This window comes from Bradyrhizobium sp. 45, assembly GCF_023073155.1.
Taxonomy (GTDB): domain Bacteria; phylum Pseudomonadota; class Alphaproteobacteria; order Rhizobiales; family Xanthobacteraceae; genus Bradyrhizobium; species Bradyrhizobium canariense_D.
On sequence record NZ_JADPIX010000143.1, the window covers coordinates 131,267 to 151,553 of the forward strand.

Genomic DNA, 20,287 nt, shown 5'->3' on the forward strand with positions numbered 1-20,287 from the left:
TCATGGATTCGTCTCCCCAACTCATCATCCTCGCCGGCCTCGTCATCGGCCTGGTCTACGGCGCTGTCGGCCTGCTCAGCGGCTTCTGCCTGATGAGCAGCATGCGCGGCTGGTTGTCGGAGGGGGATGGGCGGTTGGTCCGAACCTATGCGCTGGCGATCGCGGTTGCGACCACAGCGAGCCAGTTCCTCGCCGGCACCGGCATGGTCAATCTCGGCAAGTCGATTTACCTGCAACAGTCCTTCTCGATGCCGGTGCTGTTTCTCGGCGGACTTCTGTTCGGATACGGCATGGTACTGTCCAACGGCTGCGGTTCGCGCGCGCTGGTGCTGCTCGGTCGTGGCAATCTCCGCTCCTTCGTCGTGGTGGTCGTGCTCGCCATCGCCGCGCAGATGACGCTCAAGGGCCTGATCGCGCCGGCGCGCATCGCCCTTGTCCAGGCCTCGCAAACCACGGTCAACGTGAATTCGCTGCCGTCATTGTTGGCCATGTTCGGTCCGGCTGAAGCGCTTTCGCGCGCAATGGCTGCTGCTGTCGTTGTCGTCACGCTGATCCTGTTTGCTTTCGCGCACCCAGCGTTCCGACGTTCGCCCGGCCAGATTGCAGCCGGTGTCGTCGTCGGTCTCCTCGTCGCCGGCGGCTGGTTCGTCACCGGCTATCTCGGCGCGGATGATTTCAACCCCGTCCCCGTGACCTCGCTTACCTTCGTCGCGCCGATCGCGGACAGCCTGCAATATGTCATGCTCTCGACGGGCCTGACGCTGAATTTCGGCATCGCGACGGTTGCAGGTGTCTTCGCCGGCAGTCTGGTCACCGCGCTTGCGACGGGCCGTTTCCATCTCGAAGGCTATTCCTCGCCACGCCATATGCTGCGATCGGCGGCTGGCGCCGCACTGATGGGCATCGGCGGCGTGATGGCGTTCGGCTGTTCGATCGGCCAAGGGCTCACCGGCGTGTCGACGCTCGCGCTCGGCTCATTCGTCGCCGTCGCCGGTATCCTGCTCGGCACGACGGCGGGATTGCGCGGGATGCTGCGCGTTCAGCCGTTCGCGGTAGCCTGACCACGCACCAGGCGATCGCCGAGCGTCGCGAGACCGATGCCGGTGATGATCAGCGCGGCCGCTATCACCAGACTCATGTCGATCGGCTCGCCCAGCAGGATCGCGGCGCTGGCGATGCCGACGAGCGGCGTTGCGGTGGTGCCGAGCGAGGTCGTCAGGGCCGAGATGCTCTTATTCACCATCGACATCGCCCAATAGGCGAGCACCGTCCCGATCAGCCCGGAATACAGGAACAGCAAAACGAGTCTCCACGACCACTCCACATGCGGCAGGCCATCCGCGATGGTCGCGCTCACCGATAGCACGATGGTTGCCACGAGCACTTGCCAGATCAGAAGCTGGAGCGGCGAGGCAATCCAGCGATGGGCGCGGATATAGATAATGTTCGCGGCCCATGAGATCGCGGCCAGGATCACCATGCCGGCGCCGAGCACGACATTGGTGTTGGTCCAGTCGATCGAGGCCGGGTTCAGGATGACGACCAGCCCGATCAGGCCCAGCAGCGCGCCGGCGACCTTCGGCGCCGTCAAAGTGTCCTTCCCGAGCAGCGGCGCGGCGATCGCGACCCAGAGTGGCGTGGTGTAGCCGAGCACAACGGCCTTGCTTGCGGGTAGGAAGCGCACACCGGCCGCAACCAGGACCGAGAACACGGTCATGTGCAGCAGTGCGACGCTCAGGACCACCGGGATGTCGCGACGCTCCGGAATCACCAGATTGTTGCTGAGCCCGAGGATCACGAACAATCCAGCCAGCGCGATCCAACTCCGGATCGCTGAAGCCCACAGTGGTGGAAGGAATTGGACGAGTTGCTTCGTCACCGACCAGTTTATGCCCCAAGCCAGCACGACGATGAGAAACAGGCCAACGGCTGCGCGGGGGGATAGGGAGTTCATTTCGGAGGTCCTTGAAGCAGTCCAGTCCAGCGGATAGCATCTCGTCTGGCACCTGAAACAGTGCCAGATCGGAAAGGAATAGGGTGCCAGTTCCGGACAGCATGATCTCCGCCCTGATCGACCTGAACCGGGCCGACGACGAGGGGCTGGTGGCTCAACTGACGAGCCAGCTCCGAAGCTTGATCGCGACCGGGCGTCTCGTCAAAGGCCGCACGCTGCCGTCGAGCCGTGGGCTTGCGAGCGATCTCGGCGTCTCGCGCAACACCGTCAGCTATGCGTTCGAGCAACTCGCCGCCGAGGGATATCTCGAAGCCTCGCACGGCCGCCGTCCGATGGTTGCGGTTGACGGCGGCGAGCGCGTCACAGAGGCTGGCGCCGTCGCATCTCGCATACGCCCTGGCAAGCCGCGGCTTTCGCCCTGGGCGTCGAGCCTCACGCAGACCGACTGGCCGATGTCTTATCAGGCGCGACTGAGACCCTTGCGTCCCGGACATGGCGATTTCAGGGAGTTTCCCAACGACGTCTGGGCGCGCTGCCTGCGCCGCAGCGCTGTGCGCGCGGCGAGGCGCGAGCTCGGACCGGTCAATCGGCCGCGCCTGCGCGAGGCACTGGCGCATTATCTTGCGACCAGCAGGGGCGTGCGCGCGAGGGCGGATCAGATCCTGATTCTGCCGAGCGCGCAGGCTGCGCTGACCCTGATCGCGGCCGCCGTCATCACCCCCGGCGACGATGTCTGGGTCGAGGATCCCGGCTATCCCGGCGCCGCGGCCGCCTTCCGCGCATCCGGTGCGCGCGTGATCGGGATGAGTTTGGACGAGCAGGGCATGCAGCGGATTCGTGGCTTGGCGGCCCCGACCTTGATCTTCATGACGCCGTCGCATCAGCACCCGACCGGCCGCCTGATGTCGCTCTCGCGCCGCACGGAGTTTCTTGGCCTGAGCAGGCCCGGCAAGACCTGGATCGTGGAGGACGATTACGACGGCGAATTCCACTATGATAGCCGGCCGGTGCCGGCCTTGCAGGGACTCGATGCCCACGGCCGCGTGTTCTATGTCGGCACGTTCTCCAAGGTCATGACCTCGGATATCCGGCTCGGCTACCTCGTCATACCGCGGGCCATGGTCGGTACTCTCGAGATCGTACAGCGGCACATCGGACTGATCGCCGCGAGCCACATCCAGGAGGCGCTGGCCGAGTTCATTGCCGACGGGCATTTCCTGGCGCATCTGCGCCGGGTGCGCCGGATCTATCACGCCCGCCGCGATCACCTCGTGGAGGGATTGGAGCGCCATTTGGGCGATGTGCTCTCTGCCGAAGTGCCCCCCGGTGGCATTCAGCTCGTCGCGCGTCTCAAGCGCGGTCGCGCTGATCAGGTGGCGGTCAAGCGGCTGGTCGAAGCGGGCGTTGAAACGCGTGCCCTGTCCGGCTTGGCACTGGGCAGGCCGCGCGACCACGGCCTGCTGCTCGGCTTCGCGGCCTGGCGCGAGAGCGAGATCACCGCGGCGGTGGGAACAATGGCGTCGTGCTTCTAGCGCAGTCGCGCTAATCCACGGCCTTGGTCACGATGCGGATTTCCGACGTCAGCGTCCGGTGCACCGGGCACTTGTCGGCGATCTCCATCAATTTCTTGCGCTGCTCGGCATCGAGCGCGCCGTCCATCGCGATGTCGCGCTCGATCTGGTCGAGCATGCCATCGCGCGTCTCGCATTCCGCGCAGTCTTTTGCATAGATCTTGGAATGCTTCAGTGAGACGGTGACACGATCGAGCGGCAGCGACTTGCGGTCGGCATAGAGGCGCATGGTCATCGAGGTACAGGCCCCGAGGCCAGCGAGCAGGAGATCGTAAGGACCAGGGCCGGCATCCTCGCCGCCGGCGGCGACCGGCTCGTCCGCGACGAGCTGATGCGGACCGACGGAGATGGTCTGGTTGAACTTGCTCTTGCGGGTCTCCTGCACCACGACCCGGCGCGGCGCCTCGGGGAGATCCATCGCCTTCGCAGGTTTGGCCGCGTCGATGTACCGGCTCGCCCAGGCCGCGATCACGTCGGCTGCATAGAGCGCGTCGGCCGGCTTGGTCAGGAGATGATCGGCATGGTCGAGCGAGACGAAGCTCTTGGGATGCCTGGCGGAGACGAAGAGCTTCGTCGCATTGTCGATACCGACGGTATCGTCGACCGGAGAATGCATCACCAACAGCGCCTTGTGCAGGCCGGCGACGTCTTTCATCAGCTCGTGCTCGGCGATGTCGTCGAGGAATTCGCGCTTGATCCGGAACGGGCGTCCCGCAAGCGAGACTTCGACCTCACCTTGCGTGCGAATGTCGCCGAGATGCTCTTTGAAAAGGCCGGTGACGTGGGCGGGATCGGATGGTGCTGCAATGGTCACAACCGCCTTGGCTTCCGGGATTCGTCCTGCTGCCGCAAGGATCGCGGCGCCGCCGAGGCTGTGACCGATCAGAATCGACGGCGCCTTGCGGACGCTACGCAGATGATCGGCGGCGCGCACGAGATCGGCAACGTTGGAGGAAAACGTCGAATTGGCAAAATCCCCCTCGCTGGAGCCGAGCCCGGTGAAGTCGAAGCGCAGCACCGCGATGCCCTTGGCGGCCAGCGCGACCGAGATGCGTTTGGCGGCCAGCGTGTCCTTGCCGCAGGTGAAGCAATGCGCGAACAGCGCGAAGGCCCCGGGCTCGCCGTCGGGTAGCTCCAGCGCGGCCGAAAGCTGATGGCCGCCTTCGCCGGTGAATTGAAAGCGCTCTGTCGGCATGGGTTTCCCCCGTTCCTTGCTGAACCTAGTCGCCCGAATAGCGTTGCTCTGCCCAGGGATCGCCGCGGTTATGGTAGCCACGGACTTCCCAGAAGCCCGGCGCGTCCTCGGTCAGGAATTCGATCGACTGAACCCATTTGGCGCTCTTCCAGAAATACAGATGCGGCACGACCAGCCGTACCGGGCCGCCATGTTCGGCCGACAATGGCTCACCGGACCAGCTATGGGCGAGCAATGCGTCCTCGGCGGCAAAGTCGTCCAGCGCGAGGTTGGTGGTGTAGCCATCATGGGAATGCAACACGACGAAGCGCGCGTCCGGGCGCGGCTGGCAGGCCGCGAGCAGCTCGCGCGTGGCGAGCCCCTCCCACTCATTGTCGTAGCGCGACCAGGTGGTGACGCAGTGGATGTCGGAGATGAACTGCGCCCGCTTCTGGGCGGCGAACTCGGCAAAGGTCCAGAACACGGGGTTCTCGATCGCGCCGTAGACGTCGAGCCGCCAGCGCTCGCGCGAAATCGGCGGCTCCGAGATCGAGCACTGGCCAGTCCTTTGTCTGGTGCTGGCCGGGCGGCAGGCGCTGATCTTCCGGGCGCGTGATCTTGCCTGTCAAAAAGCGGCCCTCGCGCGCCCATTTTTCCTTGGTGCGCGTCAGCTTGCTGTCGGGCGGCTCGTTGTCTTCGGCCATCGGCTACTCGTGGCGGTGCATCGCGGAGGCATGCTTGGTGTCGCGCATGGTAGATGCTCAGCGACAGGCAGATGATACCAGCGAGATAATAGTAGAACCACTCCTCATGCCCGATGGTCTTGAAATAGAGCGCGATCGCCGGCGCCGTGCCGCCGAACATCGAGACGGTGATCGCACAGGGCAGCCCGACGCAGAGGTTGCCGATCGAGCCGATGAAGATCGCCTTGATCCGCGCTGGGCGCTGGCGATATCAAAATGCTCAGAGGCCGGTTTGATTGCTTGCTCAGTCAAGTCCGGCCTCTCCGTATCACTGTTTGGAGAGGTCTACATCGCCTTTCCAAGCAAAAATGGCAACTGGCGGGGGCCTCTGACGGTTCCTTGGGACCAGGTCACCGTGCCTGCCGGATCGAGGGCGAAGTCCGGAATGCGCTTCAGCCATTCCTCGAGCGCAACCTGCATCTCCATGCGCGCAAGGTTCGAGCCGACGCAGCGGTGGATGCCGAGGCCGAAGGCGGCGTGGCGGTTCTCGCGGCGGTCAATCACGACCTTATCAGCATCCGGAAACATTTTCGGATCCCGGTTGGCGGCCGGAAAGGACAGCAGCACCATGTTGCCTGCCTTGACCGGGCAGCCTGACACCGTGGTCTCCTTGACCACTTCGCGCGCCATCGTCACCGGCGAATAGGCGCGCAGCAGCTCCTCCACCGCGGTCGGGATCAGCTCGGGCTCGGCAACCAGGCGCTCGCGGTCGGCGGGCGTCCGGGCAAGGTGCCAGAGCGAGGAGCCGATCGCGCTCCAGGTGGTGTCGATGCCGGCAATCAGGAGCAGGCGCAACGAGCCCAGCACATGCGAATCCTCGAGCGGATTGCCGTCCTTGTCCCTGGCATTCATCAGGTAGGAAATCAGATCGTCGGTTGGCTTGTTCTTGCGCGCTTCGATATGGGCGCTGAAATAGGCGCTCATCTCGTGCACCGCCTGGAGCAACGTGTTTTCGTCCTTGATGCCAAGTTCCAGGATCATGTGGATCCATCGGATGAAGAGATCGCTGTCCGTCTCGGGGATGCCGAGCATGTGTGCGATCGCGCGAACCGGAATGTGCTTGGTGTAGCGCTCTGCCGCGTCAAGTCGGCCTTCAGTGATGAAGCCGTCGATCAACTCGTTGCAGATCGCGCGCACCCGCGGCTCCAGCTTCTTCATCGCGTCCGGCGTGAACGGCGGCAGCAGCAATTGCTTGGCTGGCTTGTGCACCGGCGGATCGGACGTGATCGGCGGGGCGGAGTTTCTGCTGGTGATCTCCGGCCGAACGTCCCGGACGATGATGCGGCGCGAGGAGAAATGCTCGCTGTCGTTGGCGATCTCGCGCACTGCCTCATAGGTCGTCGGCATGTAACAGCCGAGGAAGCGTTCGGTATGCACGACCGGGCTTGCGGCGCGCAGCTCGTCCCAAATCGGGAAGGGATCTTCCGTCCATTGCGGATCGGTGTGGTCGAAATCATGGACCCAGTCGGTCACGGGCGGATGGGCGGTGGGCTGGCTGATGTCGGACATCTCGAAATCCCTTGAAATCCCTTGGGGGCTCGTGGTCGCGGAAGGCACGCGGGCAGAAGCGGGCGCGCTACTCCTCGATCACGTCGATCGCGATTTCCGGGCAATTGGACTTGGCGAGCCAGGCCTTGTCTTCGAGGCCGGGCGGGACCGTGCCGTCGCCGGCTTCGTGGGCGTTGCCGTATTCGTCCAGCTCGAACAGCTCCGGCGCCAGCGCCTTGCAGCGCGCGTGCCCCTGGCATTTGTTGGGATCAACGTGAACCCTCAGTCGCTCTGTCATGGCGGCTTCCTCGATGGTGTGCACTCCGGCCCGAAGGCGGCGCGCGCTCCCATTTGAGTTTTTGTTCAAGTTATAGGCTATTACATTCGCGGCAGGCTTCCCCTGTCAAGCGCAAACTTATAGGCTCTGCGCAACATGCGTTCACAACTTGCCCGCAAGCCCGAGAATACCTACCACCACGGCGATCTCCGCGACGCCTTGATCAAGGCCGCGCTGCGCGAAGCCGAGCAGGGCGGGACGGAGGCGATCAGCATCAAGGCGCTGGCAAAGCAGCTGGGTGTTTCGCAGCCGGCGCCCTACCGGCATTTCGCCGATCGCGAGGCGCTGCTTGCGGCGGTGACGGCGGAGGCGTTCCGGCAGCTCAACGGGATATTGCGGGCGGCGATGGCAAAGCCGTCGAAGCGGTCGAAGCTGTCGCTGCTGGCGCAGGCGACGCTGGATTTCGGCTTACGCCGCAATGGCATCTACCGCTTGATGTTCGCCTCGCGCACGGTGTCGTGTGCGGCGAAAGGCAGCGAGCTGCACGAAGCGACCCGCGAAACCTTTGCGCTCGTGGTCGACGCATTGGAAGCCCCGGCCGTTGATTATCTGCGCGAGCGGCAGGCGCTCAAGATCTGGGCGGCGGTGCACGGCGTGGTGATGCTGGCTGAGCAGGGACTGTTCACCGGCGAGGCGGCCCATGCCACGCGCGAAGACCTGGTCGAGGATTTTGTCAGTGAAACCAAGGCCGCGCTTGCGGCGGCGATCAAAGGCGCGCGGCGCCGGAAACAGGCTGGCGCTTAAGCCCTCGCCGCCAACAGCTTCATCAGCTTCTCGACGGCGCTGTCGGGCGTGGTCACGACAGGGCGGCCGGTGGCTTCTGCCACGAGAGGCGCGGTTGCCGCGATGCTGAACTGCGCGAGCGCGACGACGTCGCAATCGCGCAAATCGCGTGCGGCTTCCACGATCAGCCGGTCATGCGTAGCGCGGTCGCCACGGTCGAGCGCGGCCAGCGCGCCTTCGGCGAGTTTCGGCACGATCTGGACGGAGGCCGGAAATTCCGGCGGCATCGAAGCCAGCGTCGGCGGGAAGGTCGAGAGCAGGCCGATCCGCCGGCCCATCGTCATCGCGCGCTCGATCATGGCTTCGTTCGGCTTGAGCACCGGCATCGGCGCATGTGCGCGCGCAACCGCCTCGATGCAGGAACCGAAGGCCGAGCAGGTGAACAGGATCGCGTCCGCGCCTGTCGCCGCGGCGTAGTGGCCGAGCGCAAGAAAGCGTTCGGTCATGGCATCGTTGAGCTTGCCGTCACGCGCCAGATCCGACGACAGGCTGTCGTCGAGCAGGTTCATCAGCCGCGCTTCCGGCCACACCTTCGCGAACGCAGCTTCGATCGGGGCGATGGAATGCTTGAGGGCGTGGATCAGCGCGATGCGAGGAGACTTCGTCATTGAACGTTACCTGATGGAAGGTCGCGAGCCCCGGACGCAACGCGTCCGGGACACGCAAAACGTTTACTTGAACGGCACCGCGTACATCAAGCCGCCCTTGCTCCAGAGACCGTTGAGGCCGCGCTCGAGCTTGAGCGGGCTCGCCTTGCCGACATTGCGCTCGTAGATCTCGCCGTAATTGCCGGTGGCCTTGATGGCCGTGACCAGCCATTTGTTGTCGAGCCCGAGCCGCGAGCCGAGATCGCCGGAGGCACCGAGCAGGCGTTGGATCGCGGGCGTCTGCGACTTCGCCATCTCATCGACATTGCCTTGTGTGACGCCGAGCTCTTCGGCCTCGATCAAGCCGTAGTGCAGCCAGGTGATGATGTCGCTCCAGACCTCGTCGCCATTGCGGGTGAAGGGGCCGAGCGGCTCCTTGCTGATGGTCTGCGGCAGCACGACGTAGTCGGCCGCGTTCGGCGCCGCGGTCGTCACGGCGCCAGCAAGCGCGGAAGCGTCCTGGGTCATGGCATCGCAGCGGCCGCCGAAGAAGGTCTGGTACATGGTGTCGACGCGGTCGAACACCAACGGCTTCCAATCGATGCCGTTGGCGCGGCCGTAATCGCCGAGCGTGACCTCATGCGTGGTACCCTGCGCGACGCAGACGGTGGCGCCCTTGAGGTCCTTGATCTCCTTCACGCCGAGGTCTTTCTTCACGACAAAGCCCTGACCGTCGTAGAAGTTGATTGGACCTTGCCGCAGGCCCAGCGTGACACCGCGCAGATAGGTCTGCGTCGAGTTGCGATAGAGCACGTCGATCTCGCCGGACTGGAGCGCGGTGAAGCGGTTCTGCGCGGTCAGCGAGACGTAACGCACCTTGCTGGCATCGCCGAGCACGCCGGCGGCGAGCGCGCGGCAATAATCGACGTCGAGACCCTTGTAGTTGCCTTGCGAATCCGGTGCGGAGAAGCCGGCGAAACCGGCGCTGACGCCGCATATCAGCGTGCCGCGGCTTTTCACCGTGTCGAGCGTTGCCGCCGACGCCACCACCGTCGACGCCGCGAGCACGCCGGCTATGATAACCACTTTCCTCATCATGCTTTTCTCCCCTCAGTGATTGACACGACGCAATACGCTGTCGACGGCCGTGCCGAGCTTGTCGACGATCAGATCGATCTCCTCCGCGGAGGTGATATAGGGCGGCGCCAGCAGCACGTGGTCGCCACGGATGCCGTCTGCGGTGCCGCCGCCGGGATAGCAGCCGAGGCCGTTGGCGAAGGCCTCCGCCTTGATCTTCTGATTCAGCTTCAGCGCGGGATCAAACGAGGTTCGGCTGGCGCGATCGGCGACGAGCTCGATCGCCCAGAACAGGCCGCGGCCCCTGATGTCGCCGATATGGCGGTGATTGCCGAAGCGCTCGGTGAGCCGCTGCTCGAGCTGCTTGCCGCGCTCCTTGACCCGGTCGAGCAGGCCCTCCTCGCGGATCACGTCCTGCACCGCGAGCGCGGCGGCGCAAGCGAGAGGGTGCGCCAGATACGTGTGGCCGTGCAGGAAGGCGCCCGAACCTGAGCGGATTGTGTCGATGATCCTGCCGCTCGCGAGCATTGCACCGATCGGCTGGTAGCCGCCGCCGAGACCCTTGGCGATCGCCTGGATGTCGGGTGCCACGCCTTCCTGCTCCCAGGCGTGCGTGGTGCCGGTGCGGCCCATGCCGCTCATGACCTCGTCGAGAATGAGCAGCGCGCCGTGTCGGTCGCAGATCTCGCGCACCGCCCTGAAGTAGCCGTCCGGCGCCGTGACGGCACCTGCGGTGGCGCCGACGACGGGCTCTGCGAGGAACGCGGCGACGGTGTCGGGGCCAAGCCGCTGAAACTCGGCTTCGAGTTCGGCGGCGAGCCGCGCCACGAACTGCGCGTCCGATTCACCATCGTGCTTCTCGTGATAGGCGAAGGCCGGGGTCACATGGCTGAAGGCGTCGGAGAGCAGCGGCGCATAGGGCGCACGCCGCCAGGCATTGCCGCCGGCGGCCAGTGCGCCAAGCGTGTTGCCGTGATAGCTCTGGCGCCGAGCGATGAAATGCTGCCGCTGCGGCTCGCCGCGTTCGATGAAAAATTGCCGCGCGAGCTTGATGCTGGCCTCGATCGCTTCCGATCCGCCGCTGACGAAATAGGCGTAGGCGAGGCCACCGGGCTCGTGGCCGACCAGCGTCTCGGCAAGCGCCTCCGCCGGCTCCGACGAGAAGAAGGCTGTGTGGGCATAAGCGAGGGTCGAAGCCTGCTTCGTGATCGCTGCGATCACGCGTGGATGCTGGTGGCCAAGGCAAGAGACCGCCGCGCCGCCGGAGGCGTCGATCACGCGGCGTCCGTCCTCGGCAAAGAGATAGACGCCTTCGCCGCCGATTGCCTTGGGCGGCGTTTCGCGCAGCGAGCGATGCAGCACGCGGCTGGTGCGGGCGGCCATGGGTCAACCTTTCTCTGATACGTAAGTTGAAGCCGCGGCCAGCCGGGCCTCGGTATTCTCCAGGCGCTTTTTCGCGGCCGTGCCGCCGAGCGAAAACGTCACGGCGGCGAGCGATTGCGCGATCGCGATGGCGCCGGTGAGGCTCGGGAAAAAGCCGGGAGAGGAGGCCGCCTCGAACAGCAGCACGTGGTCGGCACCTTCAGCCATCGGCGCCGATGGGCTATCGGCGATCGCGATCAGGGCCGCGCCGGCGCGATAGGCGGCCTGCGCGACCCGGACGCTCGCGTGGGTGTAGGGCATGAAGCCGATGACGATGACGGCCTCGCCGGGCCGGAACGCGCCCATATCGAGATCGTCGGGGCCGGACGCGCCGACGAGCTGCACCTGTTCGGGACGAAACAGCCGGAGCTCGTAGTTCAGCAATTCCGCGACGCTGCGGCAGCTTCGGTAGCCGGTGATCCAGATCCGCTTGGCGTGGTGGAGTGCGCGCGCCGCCTCCGCGATCGGCCGGGCCGGGATGCGCGGAAGGCCGGCGGCCTCGGCCTCCAGCTTGTCGGTGATGAGCGCGACATCGGCGTTCGGGCCGTGGCGGCGGCCCTTGGCGCGGCCGGAGAAAGGCGCTAGCTGCGAGGGCCGCCGCGCCTCCGTCAACGCCGCGCGCAATTCATCCCAACCCGAATAGCCGATCGCCTTGGCAAGCCGCGTGAACGCGGCGGGATCGGCGCCGGCAACCGCTGCGAGATCGCGCATCGAACGCGTGGTGGCGTCGTAATCGTTGGCTGCAACGAAACGCCCGACCTCCTGCAACCGCATCGGAAGCGATGGCAATGCAATGCGCAGTTCGCTCAGTGGCGAGGATTTCGCGGGCTCGGCCATGAAACATTTGTTGCACGAAGCTGAGTTTGGTGCAACAGTTGACGTGCGCTGCCGGAAATCGCCGTCTTGAGAAGGATTTTTGTGCTGTGACGTCAGACGGTCCGAGACCGCCGCCGCGCCGTCGCTTCTTCGGCGCCTTCGGGCAGCGCGAGCTGAAAGGCCTGTTCTGGCAGGTTCTGGTGGTGGGGATCGTAGTCGCGGTCATCGTGTTCCTCTGGTCCAACACCGTCACCAATCTCTCCGTGCGCCGCATCACGACCGGTTTTGCCTTCCTTGGCCGTGAGGCCGGCATGCCCATCGCCGACAGCCTGCTCGCCTACAATCCGAGGGACTCATATCTCTGGGCCTTTGTCGTTGGCATCGCCAATACCCTGCGCGTCGCCGTGATCGGAATCGTGCTTGCAACGATCCTGGGCACGGTGATCGGCATCTCGCGGCTGTCGGCCAATTGGCTGCTGTCGCGGCTCGCCGCGGTGTATGTCGAGACGCTCCGCGACATCCCGCTGCTGCTCCAGCTCCTGTTCTGGTACGTGCTGATGCAGGCGCTCCCGGCCGCGCGCGCGGCATGGCGGCCGATTGAGGGCGTGTTCCTGTCCAATCGCGGGTTGATCCTGCCGGCGATTCCCATCGGGACGCCGCAGCTTTGGGTGCTCGGCACCGCAGTGCTCGGACTTGTCGTGTTCTATGTGATCCGGCGGCGGCTCATCGCGCAGCAAATGCGCGACGGCAAGCCGCGGCCGGCCTGGCCTTTTGCACTCGGCTTGCTCGTTGTGCTGCCTGCGGCGGTGTCCGTGCTGCTGGGCGTGGCCTGGACGATCGAATGGCCTGAGTTGCGCGGCTTCAACTTCGTCGGCGGACTGACGCTCGCGCCGGAATATTTCGCGCTGCTGATCGCGCTCGTCACCTACACCTCGGCCTTCATCGCCGAGATTGTGCGCAGCGGCATCCAGTCGGTGCCGCGCGGCCAGTGGGATGCCGCCAACGCGCTGGGACTGCGCCGCAGCTTCATGCTGCGGCAGATCATCCTGCCACAGGCGCTACGCGTCATCGTGCCGCCAATGACGAGCCAGTACCTCAACCTGACCAAGAACTCTTCGCTCGCGGTGGCGATCGGCTATCAGGACGTGGTCTCGATCGCCAATACGACATTGAACCAGACCGGGCAGGCGATCGAGGCCATTGCCTTGATCATGGCGGTGTTTCTCACCATCAGCCTCGGCATCAGCTTTTTCATGAACTGGTACAATTCGCGCATCGCGCTGGTGGAGCGCTGACCATGACGGCGATCGCCGACATTCCGGAAGCACCGCGCGCCGTCCGCCGCCCGCAGATTGGTAACCCGGTGCTGCGCTGGCTGCGCACCAATCTGTTCTCGTCGATCCCGAACGGCATCCTCTCGGTCGTGTTGCTGGCGGTGCTTGCAAAGGGCCTCTTCAGCTTCGTGCAATGGGGTATCGCCAATGCGGTCTGGGTCACCCCGGCGAACGATTCCAGCGCCTGCCGCGCGGTACGCGGCCTCGGTGCATGCTGGGCAATCATCCCCGAAAAATACCGCTTCATCCTGTTTGGCACCTATCCGTTCGACGAGCAGTGGCGGCCGGCACTGGCGGTGCTGCTGTTCATCGCCCTGTTCTATCTCTCCAGCCGCCGCGCCTTATGGCGGCGCGAACTGGCCTATCTCTGGATCGGAGCGCTCGCGCTGATCAGTATGCTGATGTGGGGTGGCATACTCGGTCTGTCGTTCGTCTCGCAGGACCGTTGGGGTGGTTTACCGGTGACGCTGATCCTGGCGACCTTTGGTCTGGCCTTCGGCTTCCCGCTCGGCATCCTCGTCGCACTAGGCCGGCGCTCAAAACTGCCGGCGATCCGCTCGCTCAGCGTGCTCTATGTCGAGCTGATCCGCGGCGTGCCGCTGGTCAGTCTGCTGTTCATGGCGAGCGTGATGTTTCCGCTGTTCATGCCGAACGGATTCAACATCGACAAGCTCTTGCGCGCGCAGGTCGCGATCATCCTGTTCGCGGGTGCCTATCTTGCCGAAGTCATCCGCGGCGGCCTCCAGGCCGTGCCCCGCGGGCAATACGAGGCCGCCGAGGCGCTCGGCCTGTCCTACTGGCGCAAGAACCGGCTGATCGTCCTGCCGCAGGCGATCCGTCACGTCATCCCGCCGCTGGTCAACACCTTCATCGCCTTCTTCAAGGACACCAGCCTCGTTCTGATCATCGGTATCTTCGACCTGCTCACCACGGCCAAGACCGCGATCATCGATCCGGCGTGGCAGCAATTCTCCGTCGAAGTCTACATCTTCGTCGCCGTGATCTATTTTGTCTTCTGCTTCGCGATGTCGCGGTATAGCCGGAGCCTGGAGGCGACGAGCGGAAGGTGAAGGCCGCGCGTGTTCCGGACAAGGTGCGGCGCAAAGCGCTGCACCGCAGAGCCGGGACCCAGAGATACACGGGAAGTCCTGGAGACTTGGGCCCCGGCTCTGCAGCGCACCGCCGAAGAGGCGCTGCGCCGCGTGCGGGGCACGAGAGCGGGAACCTAGTTCTTCACCCGCGGATCAATCGGCGTCGTGCCACGCACGCCCAAAATATCCTCCAGCGTCTTCGCGCCGGCGATCACCTGCGCATCCGCGCGCGGAGCCCCGACGACCTGCAGGCCGACCGGAAGTCCCGATGCGGTGAAGCCGCACGGCAACGACAGCGCGGGACAGCAGGCGAGCGTGATGGCATAGACGATGCCGAGCCACTCGACGTAATTGTCGAACTTCTTGCCGACGCATTCGGCGACATAACGGTGCTCGATCGGGAAGGGCGGCACGATCGTGGTCGGTACCAGCAGCAGATCGTAGCGCTTGAAGAACTCGATCGCACGCGCTGTCATGCCGACGCGCTGCGCCTCGGCGCGTTCGAGCTGCTCGGTCGTGAGCTTGAGGCCTTCCTCGATGTTCCAGATCACCTCGGGCTTGAGCAGGTCGCGCTTGGTGCGCAGCAGCTGCGCCTTGCTGATCGCGAAGTCGAACGCGCGCAGCACGTGGAAGCACTCATGCGCATCGCGCCAATCCGGATGCGCCTCCTCGACGATGGCGCCGGCTTCGGCAAAGCGTTCCGCCGCTTTCCGCGTGATCGCTTTGACTTCGGGATCGACCGGTGTGATGCCGAGATCCGCCGAATAGGCGATGCGCTTCGGTTTGCTGCCTGACTGCGCCGCCGAGAGAAACGACGTCAAGGGCGTCGGCAGCGACAGCGGGTCGGCGGCATAGTCGCCGCTCATGGCGTCGAGCAGCAGCGCGAGATCCTCGACGTTGCGTGCCATCGGACCGACGACGCCGAGGTTACGATCGATGGCCGCTTTCGGCGTGTGCGCGACGCGGCCGATGCTCGGCCGCATGCCCACGACGCCGCAGAAAGCTGCCGGACTGCGCAGACTGCCGCCCATGTCGGAGCCTTGCGCGAGCCAGGCCATGCCGGTGGCGAGCGCAACGGCCGCGCCGCCTGACGAGCCGGCTGCCGATTTGGACGTATCCCAGGGATTGAGGGTTGCACCGAACACCTCGTTGAAGGTGTTGGCGCCCGCACCGAATTCCGGCGTGTTCGACTTGGCATAGACGACCGCGCCGTTGGCCTCGAGATTTTCGACCAGGATGTCGGACGTCGCCGGGATGTTGTCCTTGAAGATCGGCGAGCCCTGTGTGTTCAGCACACCTGCAACATCGGTCAGATCCTTGATCGGCACCGGCAGGCCTGCGAGCAATCCGCGCGCACCGGCCGGCTTCCGCATCAGCGCCTTTGCGCTATCCCGCGCGCGATCGAAGCACAGCGTCGGCAGCGCGTTGACCTTGCCATCGACTTCGGTGATGCGCTTCTCCAGCACATCCAAGAGCTCCAGCGGCGAGACGTCGCCGGAGCGCAGCTTGTCGACGACGGCGCAAGCGGATTCGCGGATCAGGTCCTGAGACAACTATTCTACTCCTGTGCTTATTTTAGGCGTTATTGCGAGGAGCGAAGCGACGAAACAATCCAGACTTTTGCCGCAGATACATTCCTGGATTGCTTCCGCCTTCGCTAAAGCTTCGGCGGACAAGTCGCTGCGCTCGCAATGACGAGGATAAAGTTAACCCCATCCTGCGCTGATTCCGCCATCCACCGTATAGATGACCCCCGACGTATAGCCTGCGCGATCCGACGCCAGGAACGCCATGAGATCGCCGATCTCGCGCGCATGCGCAGGCCTGCCGAGCGGCAGGCTCTTCTGGAATTCCTTGTAGCGGCTCTCGTCGCCGAACTGGTGGTTTGCCCGCGTCTTCAGCAGGGTGACGTGACGGTCAGTGCCAACCGGGCCGGGATTGATGCCGACCAGACGGATGTTGTCGGCGAGGCTCTTGCCCCCGAGCGCGCGGGTGAAGGCCATCAGCGCGGCATTGCCGGCGCTGCCGCAGATGTAGTTGGCGTCGAATTTCTCGCCGGCGGCGCCGATGTCGTTGACGATCACGCCGCCGCCCTTCGCCTTCATCTGCGCATAGATCATGCGCGTGAGGTTGATGTAGCCGAACACTTTCAATTCCCAGGCGTGCCGCCAGGTGGCCTCGTCGATCTTGTCAATGGAGCCGCCGGGAATGTCGCCGGCATTGTTGACGAGCACGTCGATGTCGGCGGCTTCCTTGGCGAGCCGCGTCAAATCCTCGCTCCTGCGCAAATCCACAATGCTCGTGGCGGCATCGATCTGGTGCGCCGAGCGCAAGCGCTCGGCCAAAGCCTTGAGCTGATCGCCATTGCGGGCGGCGAGGAGGAGATGGCAGCCTTCCTCGGCAAAGGCCTCGGCGGCGGCTGCGCCGATACCCTTGGACGCGCCCGTGATCAGGACGCGCTTGCCACGCAGGTGCAGATCCATGGGAGTTACTCGCAGGAGAGGAACGGGAATAAAATCAGTAGGCGGTCGGCCGCGCCATGGTCAACATTGCAGTGCAGCGTTGCACTGCCGTCGCGTTTGGTCCATTGCAGTGCGGTCAAAAAGACGGCGGCTGCCGGACCAATCAAGGACGTTCTCGATGAGCAAGAAACAATACCGGATCGCGGTCATTCCCGGCGACGGAATCGGCAAGGAAGTGATGCCCGAGGGCCTGCGCGTTCTGGAGACCGCGGCGAAGAAGCACGGCGTGTCCCTTCATTTCGATCATTTCGACTTCTCGTCGTGGGACTATTACGAGAAGCACGGCCAGATGATGCCGGACGATTGGAAGGATCAGATCGGCAAGCACGATGCGATCTATTTCGGCGCGGTCGGCTGGCCGGCCAAGATTCCGGATCACGTCTCGCTCTGGGGATCGCTGATCAAATTCCGCCGCGAGTTCGATCAGTACGTGAATTTGCGCCCGGTGCGGCTGATGCCGGGCGTGCCGTCGCCGCTGGCCAACCGCAAGCCCGGCGACATTGATTTCTGGGTGGTGCGCGAGAACACCGAAGGCGAATATTCCTCCGTCGGCGGCCGCATGTTCCCGGACACCGACCGTGAATTCGTGACGCAGCAGACGGTGATGACCCGCATCGGCGTCGATCGCATCCTGAAGTTCGCATTCGAGCTCGCGCAGTCGCGGCCGAAGAAGCACCTGACCTCGGCCACCAAGTCGAACGGCATCTCCATCACCATGCCCTATTGGGACGAGCGCGTGGAGGCGATGGCGAAGAAGTATCCAAGCGTGAAGTGGGACAAGTATCACATCGACATCCTGACCGCGAACTTCGTGCTGCATCCGGATTGGTTCGACGTCGTCGTCGGCTCCAATTTGTTCGGTGACATCCTGTCGGATCTCGGCCCGGCCTGCACCGGCACCATCGGCATCGCGCCGTCAGGCAACATCAACCCCGAGGGCAATTTCCCGTCGGTGTTCGAGCCGGTGCACGGCTCGGCGCCCGACATCGCGGGGCAAGGCATCGCCAATCCGATCGGAGCAATCTGGTCCGGCGCGATGATGCTCGAGCATCTCGGCGAGAAGGAAGCCGGCAAGTCGATCGTCGATGCGATCGAGCGCACGCTGGCAGAGCGCACGCTCCGCACCAAGGATCTCGGCGGCAATGCCGACACTACGGCTTGCGGCAAGGCGGTCGCGGATATGGTGGATTAGAGCGCTGCTTTCCCTCCCCCCTTGTGGGGGAGGGTGGCTTCGATGCGAAGCATCGAAGACGGGTGAGGGGTTGTCTCCGCGGAGACAGACCTCTCAATTGTGCATTTCCCTTCGCGGACAGAACCCCTCATCCGGCGCTTCGCGCCACCTTCTCCCACAAGGGGAGAAGGGAAGAGCACCGTGCTCCGCCTCACTACCCCGCGATCTTCTCGATCGCCGCCTGATCCAGCCCGAACTTCTTTCCGGCCTCCAGAATCTCCTGCCAGGTGGTCGGATCGACAGGGATGCCTTCCGCGAGCCGCTTCTTCTTCGTCGCGCGCTCGGGCTCACCCGCGATCTTCACCTTGTCGACGCCTGGGGCCGGAGGTGAGCCGGTGTGCCAGGCGACGAAGCTCTCGACTTCGCGCGCGAGATTCTCCGCGGTGCCGAGCTTGCCGGGGTCGATGATGATCGAGAGCATGCCGTTGAGGACGTTGTGCTTGCCATCGGACGGACCCTTGACCACCTGCCCGCCGGAGAGCGCGCCGCCGAGGATTTCGCAAACCAGCGCGAGCCCTGAACCCTTGTGCTCGCCGAACGGCAGGATGGCGCCGTATGGCGGGATCACGGTGTAGCGCGGGTTGGTGGTCGGCTTGCCCTCATTGTCGATGATCGTGCCGGGCTCCAGCTCGACGCCCTTGTTGTGGGCGACGCGGGTCTTGCCCTGCGCGATCCTGCTGGTGGCGAAGTCGAGCACGATGGGGTCCTTGCCCGCGCGCGGGATGCCGACGCAGAACGGGTTGGTGCCGTGGCGCGCATCGCTGCCGCCCCAGGGCGCCACGATGGGACGCGAGATCACGTTGACGAAGTGGATCGAGACCAGCCCATGGTCGATGCACTGCTCGGCCCAGTGGCCGATGCGGCCGATATGGTGCGAGTTTGAGAGGCCGACGAGACACACGCCGTTGCGCTTGGCGCGCTCGGCTGCCAGCTCCATCGCTTCATGGCCGATCACTTGGCCGTAGCCGGTGAGCCCGTCGAGGGTGAGAAGCGGACCGGTGTCGAGCACGACCTTGACGTGCTGGTTCACGGCGAGGCCGCCCGTGGTGACGCTCTGGACATAGCGCGGGATCATGCCGACGCCGTGCGAATCGTGTCCCTTGAGGTTGGCCTCGACCAGATTGGTGGACACGAGCTCGGCCTCGCGGTCCGTAGACCCGCCGGCCTTGACGATGGCGCTGATAGCTTCGATGAGCGGCTGTGCCTTGATGGTGCGGTAATCGGCCATTGTTGTTGCTCTTATTCCTTCACGATCCGGCGGCAGTGCTCCCATGCCGCGCCAATCAGGTTCTCGCTCGCCTCCGGGGTCCGGAACGCCGAATGCGCCGACAACGTCACGTTCGGCAGTTTTGTCAGCGGATGATCGCCGGGCAATGGCTCGATATTGAACACGTCGAGGCCGGCATGGCGGATGTGGCCCGACTTCAGGGCATCAATCATGGCGGCCTCGTCGACGACGGCGGCGCGGGCGGTGTTGATGAGGATGACGCCCGGCTTCATCTTCGCGATCATCTCGCGGGTGATCATGCCGCGCGTCTCGTCGTTGAGCAGCAGATGCAGCGATACGACGTCTGCTCTCGCCAACACCGTGTCGAGATCGGCGAATTCCACGCCCGGATAGCTCTTCGGCGAGCGGTTCCAGGCGATCACCTTCATGCCGCTGCCCAAGGCAATGCGCGCGACCTCCGCGGCAATACCGCCGAAGCCGATCAGGCCGAGCGTCTTGCCAGTGAGCTGCATGCCGTCTTCGCGGAGCCAGTTTCCGCCGCGCATCTCGCGGTCCATCATCGCGATGACGCGGGCCGAAGCCCACATCAGCGTGATCGCGCATTCCGCGACCGCCGTGTCGCCATAGCCCTTGATCAGGTGCACGGAGATGCCGAGCTCAGCGAGCTCCTCCGGGTTCATGTAGCTGCGCGCGCCGGTGCCGAGGAACACGACATGCTTCAACCCTGTGCACTTCTTTGCGACGTCGGTAGGCAGCGCGGTGTGGTCGACGATCGCGATCTCGGCGCCGTCGAGGATTTCAGGATATTGTTCGGGTTTGATGTCGGGATCCCTGTGGATCCGCACCTTGGGATCGCCGGGCTGCTCCAGCCGCTCCATGATTACGGCGAGAGCTTCATTGGCGTCGACGAAAACTCCGCGCATGGTTCT

Annotated in this window: 18 protein-coding genes and 2 pseudogenes; 6 read left to right on the forward strand and 14 right to left on the reverse strand. The window is 64.7% G+C overall.

From position 1 onward, the window contains the following. The first annotated feature begins 2 nt into the window (after positions 1-2). Positions 3-1,061 carry a YeeE/YedE family protein gene (locus tag IVB42_RS33170; RefSeq protein WP_247394272.1) on the forward strand — a complete coding sequence of 353 codons (1,059 nt, stop codon included), beginning with the start codon at positions 3-5 and terminating at the stop codon, positions 1,059-1,061. Here IVB42_RS33170 and IVB42_RS33175 read toward each other — a convergent pair. Then, entirely contained in the window at positions 1,040-1,954 is a 915-nt protein-coding gene (locus IVB42_RS33175; RefSeq protein WP_247394269.1) for a DMT family transporter, read from the reverse strand. The two genes, IVB42_RS33170 and IVB42_RS33175, sit on opposite strands and share 22 nt — an antisense overlap. Positions 1,955-2,055: 101 nt before the next feature. Here IVB42_RS33175 and IVB42_RS33180 point away from each other — a divergent pair, with 101 nt between their 5' ends. Further along, entirely contained in the window at positions 2,056-3,486 is a 1,431-nt protein-coding gene (locus tag IVB42_RS33180) for a PLP-dependent aminotransferase family protein (protein WP_247394682.1), read from the forward strand. Positions 3,487-3,496: 10 nt separating this feature from the next. Here IVB42_RS33180 and IVB42_RS33185 read toward each other — a convergent pair whose 3' ends face one another. The 5 genes and pseudogenes from IVB42_RS33185 to IVB42_RS33205 form a co-directional block, all read right to left on the reverse strand. Next, a complete protein-coding gene (locus IVB42_RS33185) occupies positions 3,497-4,720 on the reverse strand; it encodes a bifunctional alpha/beta hydrolase/OsmC family protein (RefSeq protein ID WP_247394266.1) in 1,224 nt (407 codons plus the stop codon). A gap of 25 nt (positions 4,721-4,745) precedes the next feature. Then, a pseudogene (locus IVB42_RS33190) lies at positions 4,746-5,403 on the reverse strand (sulfite oxidase-like oxidoreductase). Positions 5,404-5,406: 3 nt separating this feature from the next. Continuing rightward, positions 5,407-5,638, reverse strand: a pseudogene (locus IVB42_RS33195) (alpha-ketoglutarate permease); the annotation flags it as partial. A gap of 89 nt (positions 5,639-5,727) precedes the next feature. Continuing rightward, entirely contained in the window at positions 5,728-6,951 is a 1,224-nt protein-coding gene (locus IVB42_RS33200) for a cytochrome P450 (protein WP_247394263.1), read from the reverse strand. 67 nt (positions 6,952-7,018) lie between these two features. Then, on the reverse strand, positions 7,019-7,228 hold the full coding sequence (locus IVB42_RS33205; protein ID WP_247471858.1) for a ferredoxin: 210 nt from the start codon (positions 7,226-7,228) through the stop codon (positions 7,019-7,021). Between the two features lie 135 nt (positions 7,229-7,363). On the opposite strand from IVB42_RS33205, the gene IVB42_RS33210 reads away from it, so the two are divergent. Beyond that, on the forward strand, positions 7,364-8,011 hold the full coding sequence (locus IVB42_RS33210; protein WP_018457006.1) for a TetR/AcrR family transcriptional regulator: 648 nt from the start codon (positions 7,364-7,366) through the stop codon (positions 8,009-8,011). Here IVB42_RS33210 and IVB42_RS33215 read toward each other — a convergent pair. The 4 genes from IVB42_RS33215 to IVB42_RS33230 all read right to left on the reverse strand — a co-directional run bounded on the left by IVB42_RS33215 (position 8,008) and on the right by IVB42_RS33230 (position 11,973). Next, positions 8,008-8,658 carry an aspartate/glutamate racemase family protein gene (locus tag IVB42_RS33215; protein WP_018457005.1) on the reverse strand — a complete coding sequence of 217 codons (651 nt, stop codon included), beginning with the start codon at positions 8,656-8,658 and terminating at the stop codon, positions 8,008-8,010. The genes IVB42_RS33210 and IVB42_RS33215 overlap by 4 nt on opposite strands. Before the next feature lie 63 nt (positions 8,659-8,721). After that, a complete protein-coding gene (locus tag IVB42_RS33220; RefSeq protein ID WP_085352170.1) occupies positions 8,722-9,735 on the reverse strand; it encodes an amino acid ABC transporter substrate-binding protein in 1,014 nt (337 codons plus the stop codon). Between the two features lie 12 nt (positions 9,736-9,747). Continuing rightward, the gene (locus IVB42_RS33225; RefSeq protein WP_247394260.1) at positions 9,748-11,097 is read right to left on the reverse strand and encodes an aspartate aminotransferase family protein; all 1,350 of its coding nucleotides are present in this window, start codon (positions 11,095-11,097) and stop codon (positions 9,748-9,750) included. 3 nt (positions 11,098-11,100) lie between these two features. Beyond that, positions 11,101-11,973 carry an SIS domain-containing protein gene (locus IVB42_RS33230; RefSeq protein ID WP_204510624.1) on the reverse strand — a complete coding sequence of 291 codons (873 nt, stop codon included), beginning with the start codon at positions 11,971-11,973 and terminating at the stop codon, positions 11,101-11,103. An 86-nt stretch (positions 11,974-12,059) separates the two neighbouring features. Between IVB42_RS33230 and IVB42_RS33235 the strand changes: the two genes are divergently transcribed. Together IVB42_RS33235 and IVB42_RS33240 are read left to right on the forward strand one after the other, a co-directional pair. Next, the gene (locus tag IVB42_RS33235) at positions 12,060-13,247 is read left to right on the forward strand and encodes an ABC transporter permease subunit (RefSeq protein WP_018457001.1); all 1,188 of its coding nucleotides are present in this window, start codon (positions 12,060-12,062) and stop codon (positions 13,245-13,247) included. Positions 13,248-13,249: 2 nt separating this feature from the next. After that, positions 13,250-14,356 carry an amino acid ABC transporter permease gene (locus tag IVB42_RS33240; RefSeq protein ID WP_204510626.1) on the forward strand — a complete coding sequence of 369 codons (1,107 nt, stop codon included), beginning with the start codon at positions 13,250-13,252 and terminating at the stop codon, positions 14,354-14,356. Positions 14,357-14,511: 155 nt separating this feature from the next. On the opposite strand, the gene IVB42_RS33245 is transcribed toward IVB42_RS33240, so the two are convergent. Further along, positions 14,512-15,930, reverse strand: coding sequence for an amidase family protein (locus IVB42_RS33245; RefSeq protein ID WP_247394257.1), 1,419 nt, complete (start codon positions 15,928-15,930; stop codon positions 14,512-14,514). 153 nt (positions 15,931-16,083) lie between these two features. Beyond that, positions 16,084-16,860 (reverse strand): SDR family oxidoreductase, encoded by a 777-nt coding sequence (locus IVB42_RS33250; protein ID WP_204510627.1) that lies wholly within the window; start codon positions 16,858-16,860, stop codon positions 16,084-16,086. A 157-nt stretch (positions 16,861-17,017) separates the two neighbouring features. Here IVB42_RS33250 and IVB42_RS33255 point away from each other — a divergent pair, with 157 nt between their 5' ends. Further along, positions 17,018-18,091 carry a tartrate dehydrogenase gene (locus IVB42_RS33255; protein ID WP_204510628.1) on the forward strand — a complete coding sequence of 358 codons (1,074 nt, stop codon included), beginning with the start codon at positions 17,018-17,020 and terminating at the stop codon, positions 18,089-18,091. 193 nt (positions 18,092-18,284) lie between these two features. On the opposite strand, the gene IVB42_RS33260 is transcribed toward IVB42_RS33255, so the two are convergent. Both IVB42_RS33260 and IVB42_RS33265 read right to left on the reverse strand, forming a co-directional pair. Next, positions 18,285-19,358, reverse strand: a complete 1,074-nt coding sequence (locus IVB42_RS33260) for a malate/lactate/ureidoglycolate dehydrogenase (protein WP_018456996.1) — start codon at positions 19,356-19,358, stop codon at positions 18,285-18,287. Between the two features lie 11 nt (positions 19,359-19,369). Continuing rightward, positions 19,370-20,281 carry an NAD(P)-dependent oxidoreductase gene (locus IVB42_RS33265; RefSeq protein ID WP_204510629.1) on the reverse strand — a complete coding sequence of 304 codons (912 nt, stop codon included), beginning with the start codon at positions 20,279-20,281 and terminating at the stop codon, positions 19,370-19,372. Positions 20,282-20,287 lie beyond the last annotated feature (6 nt).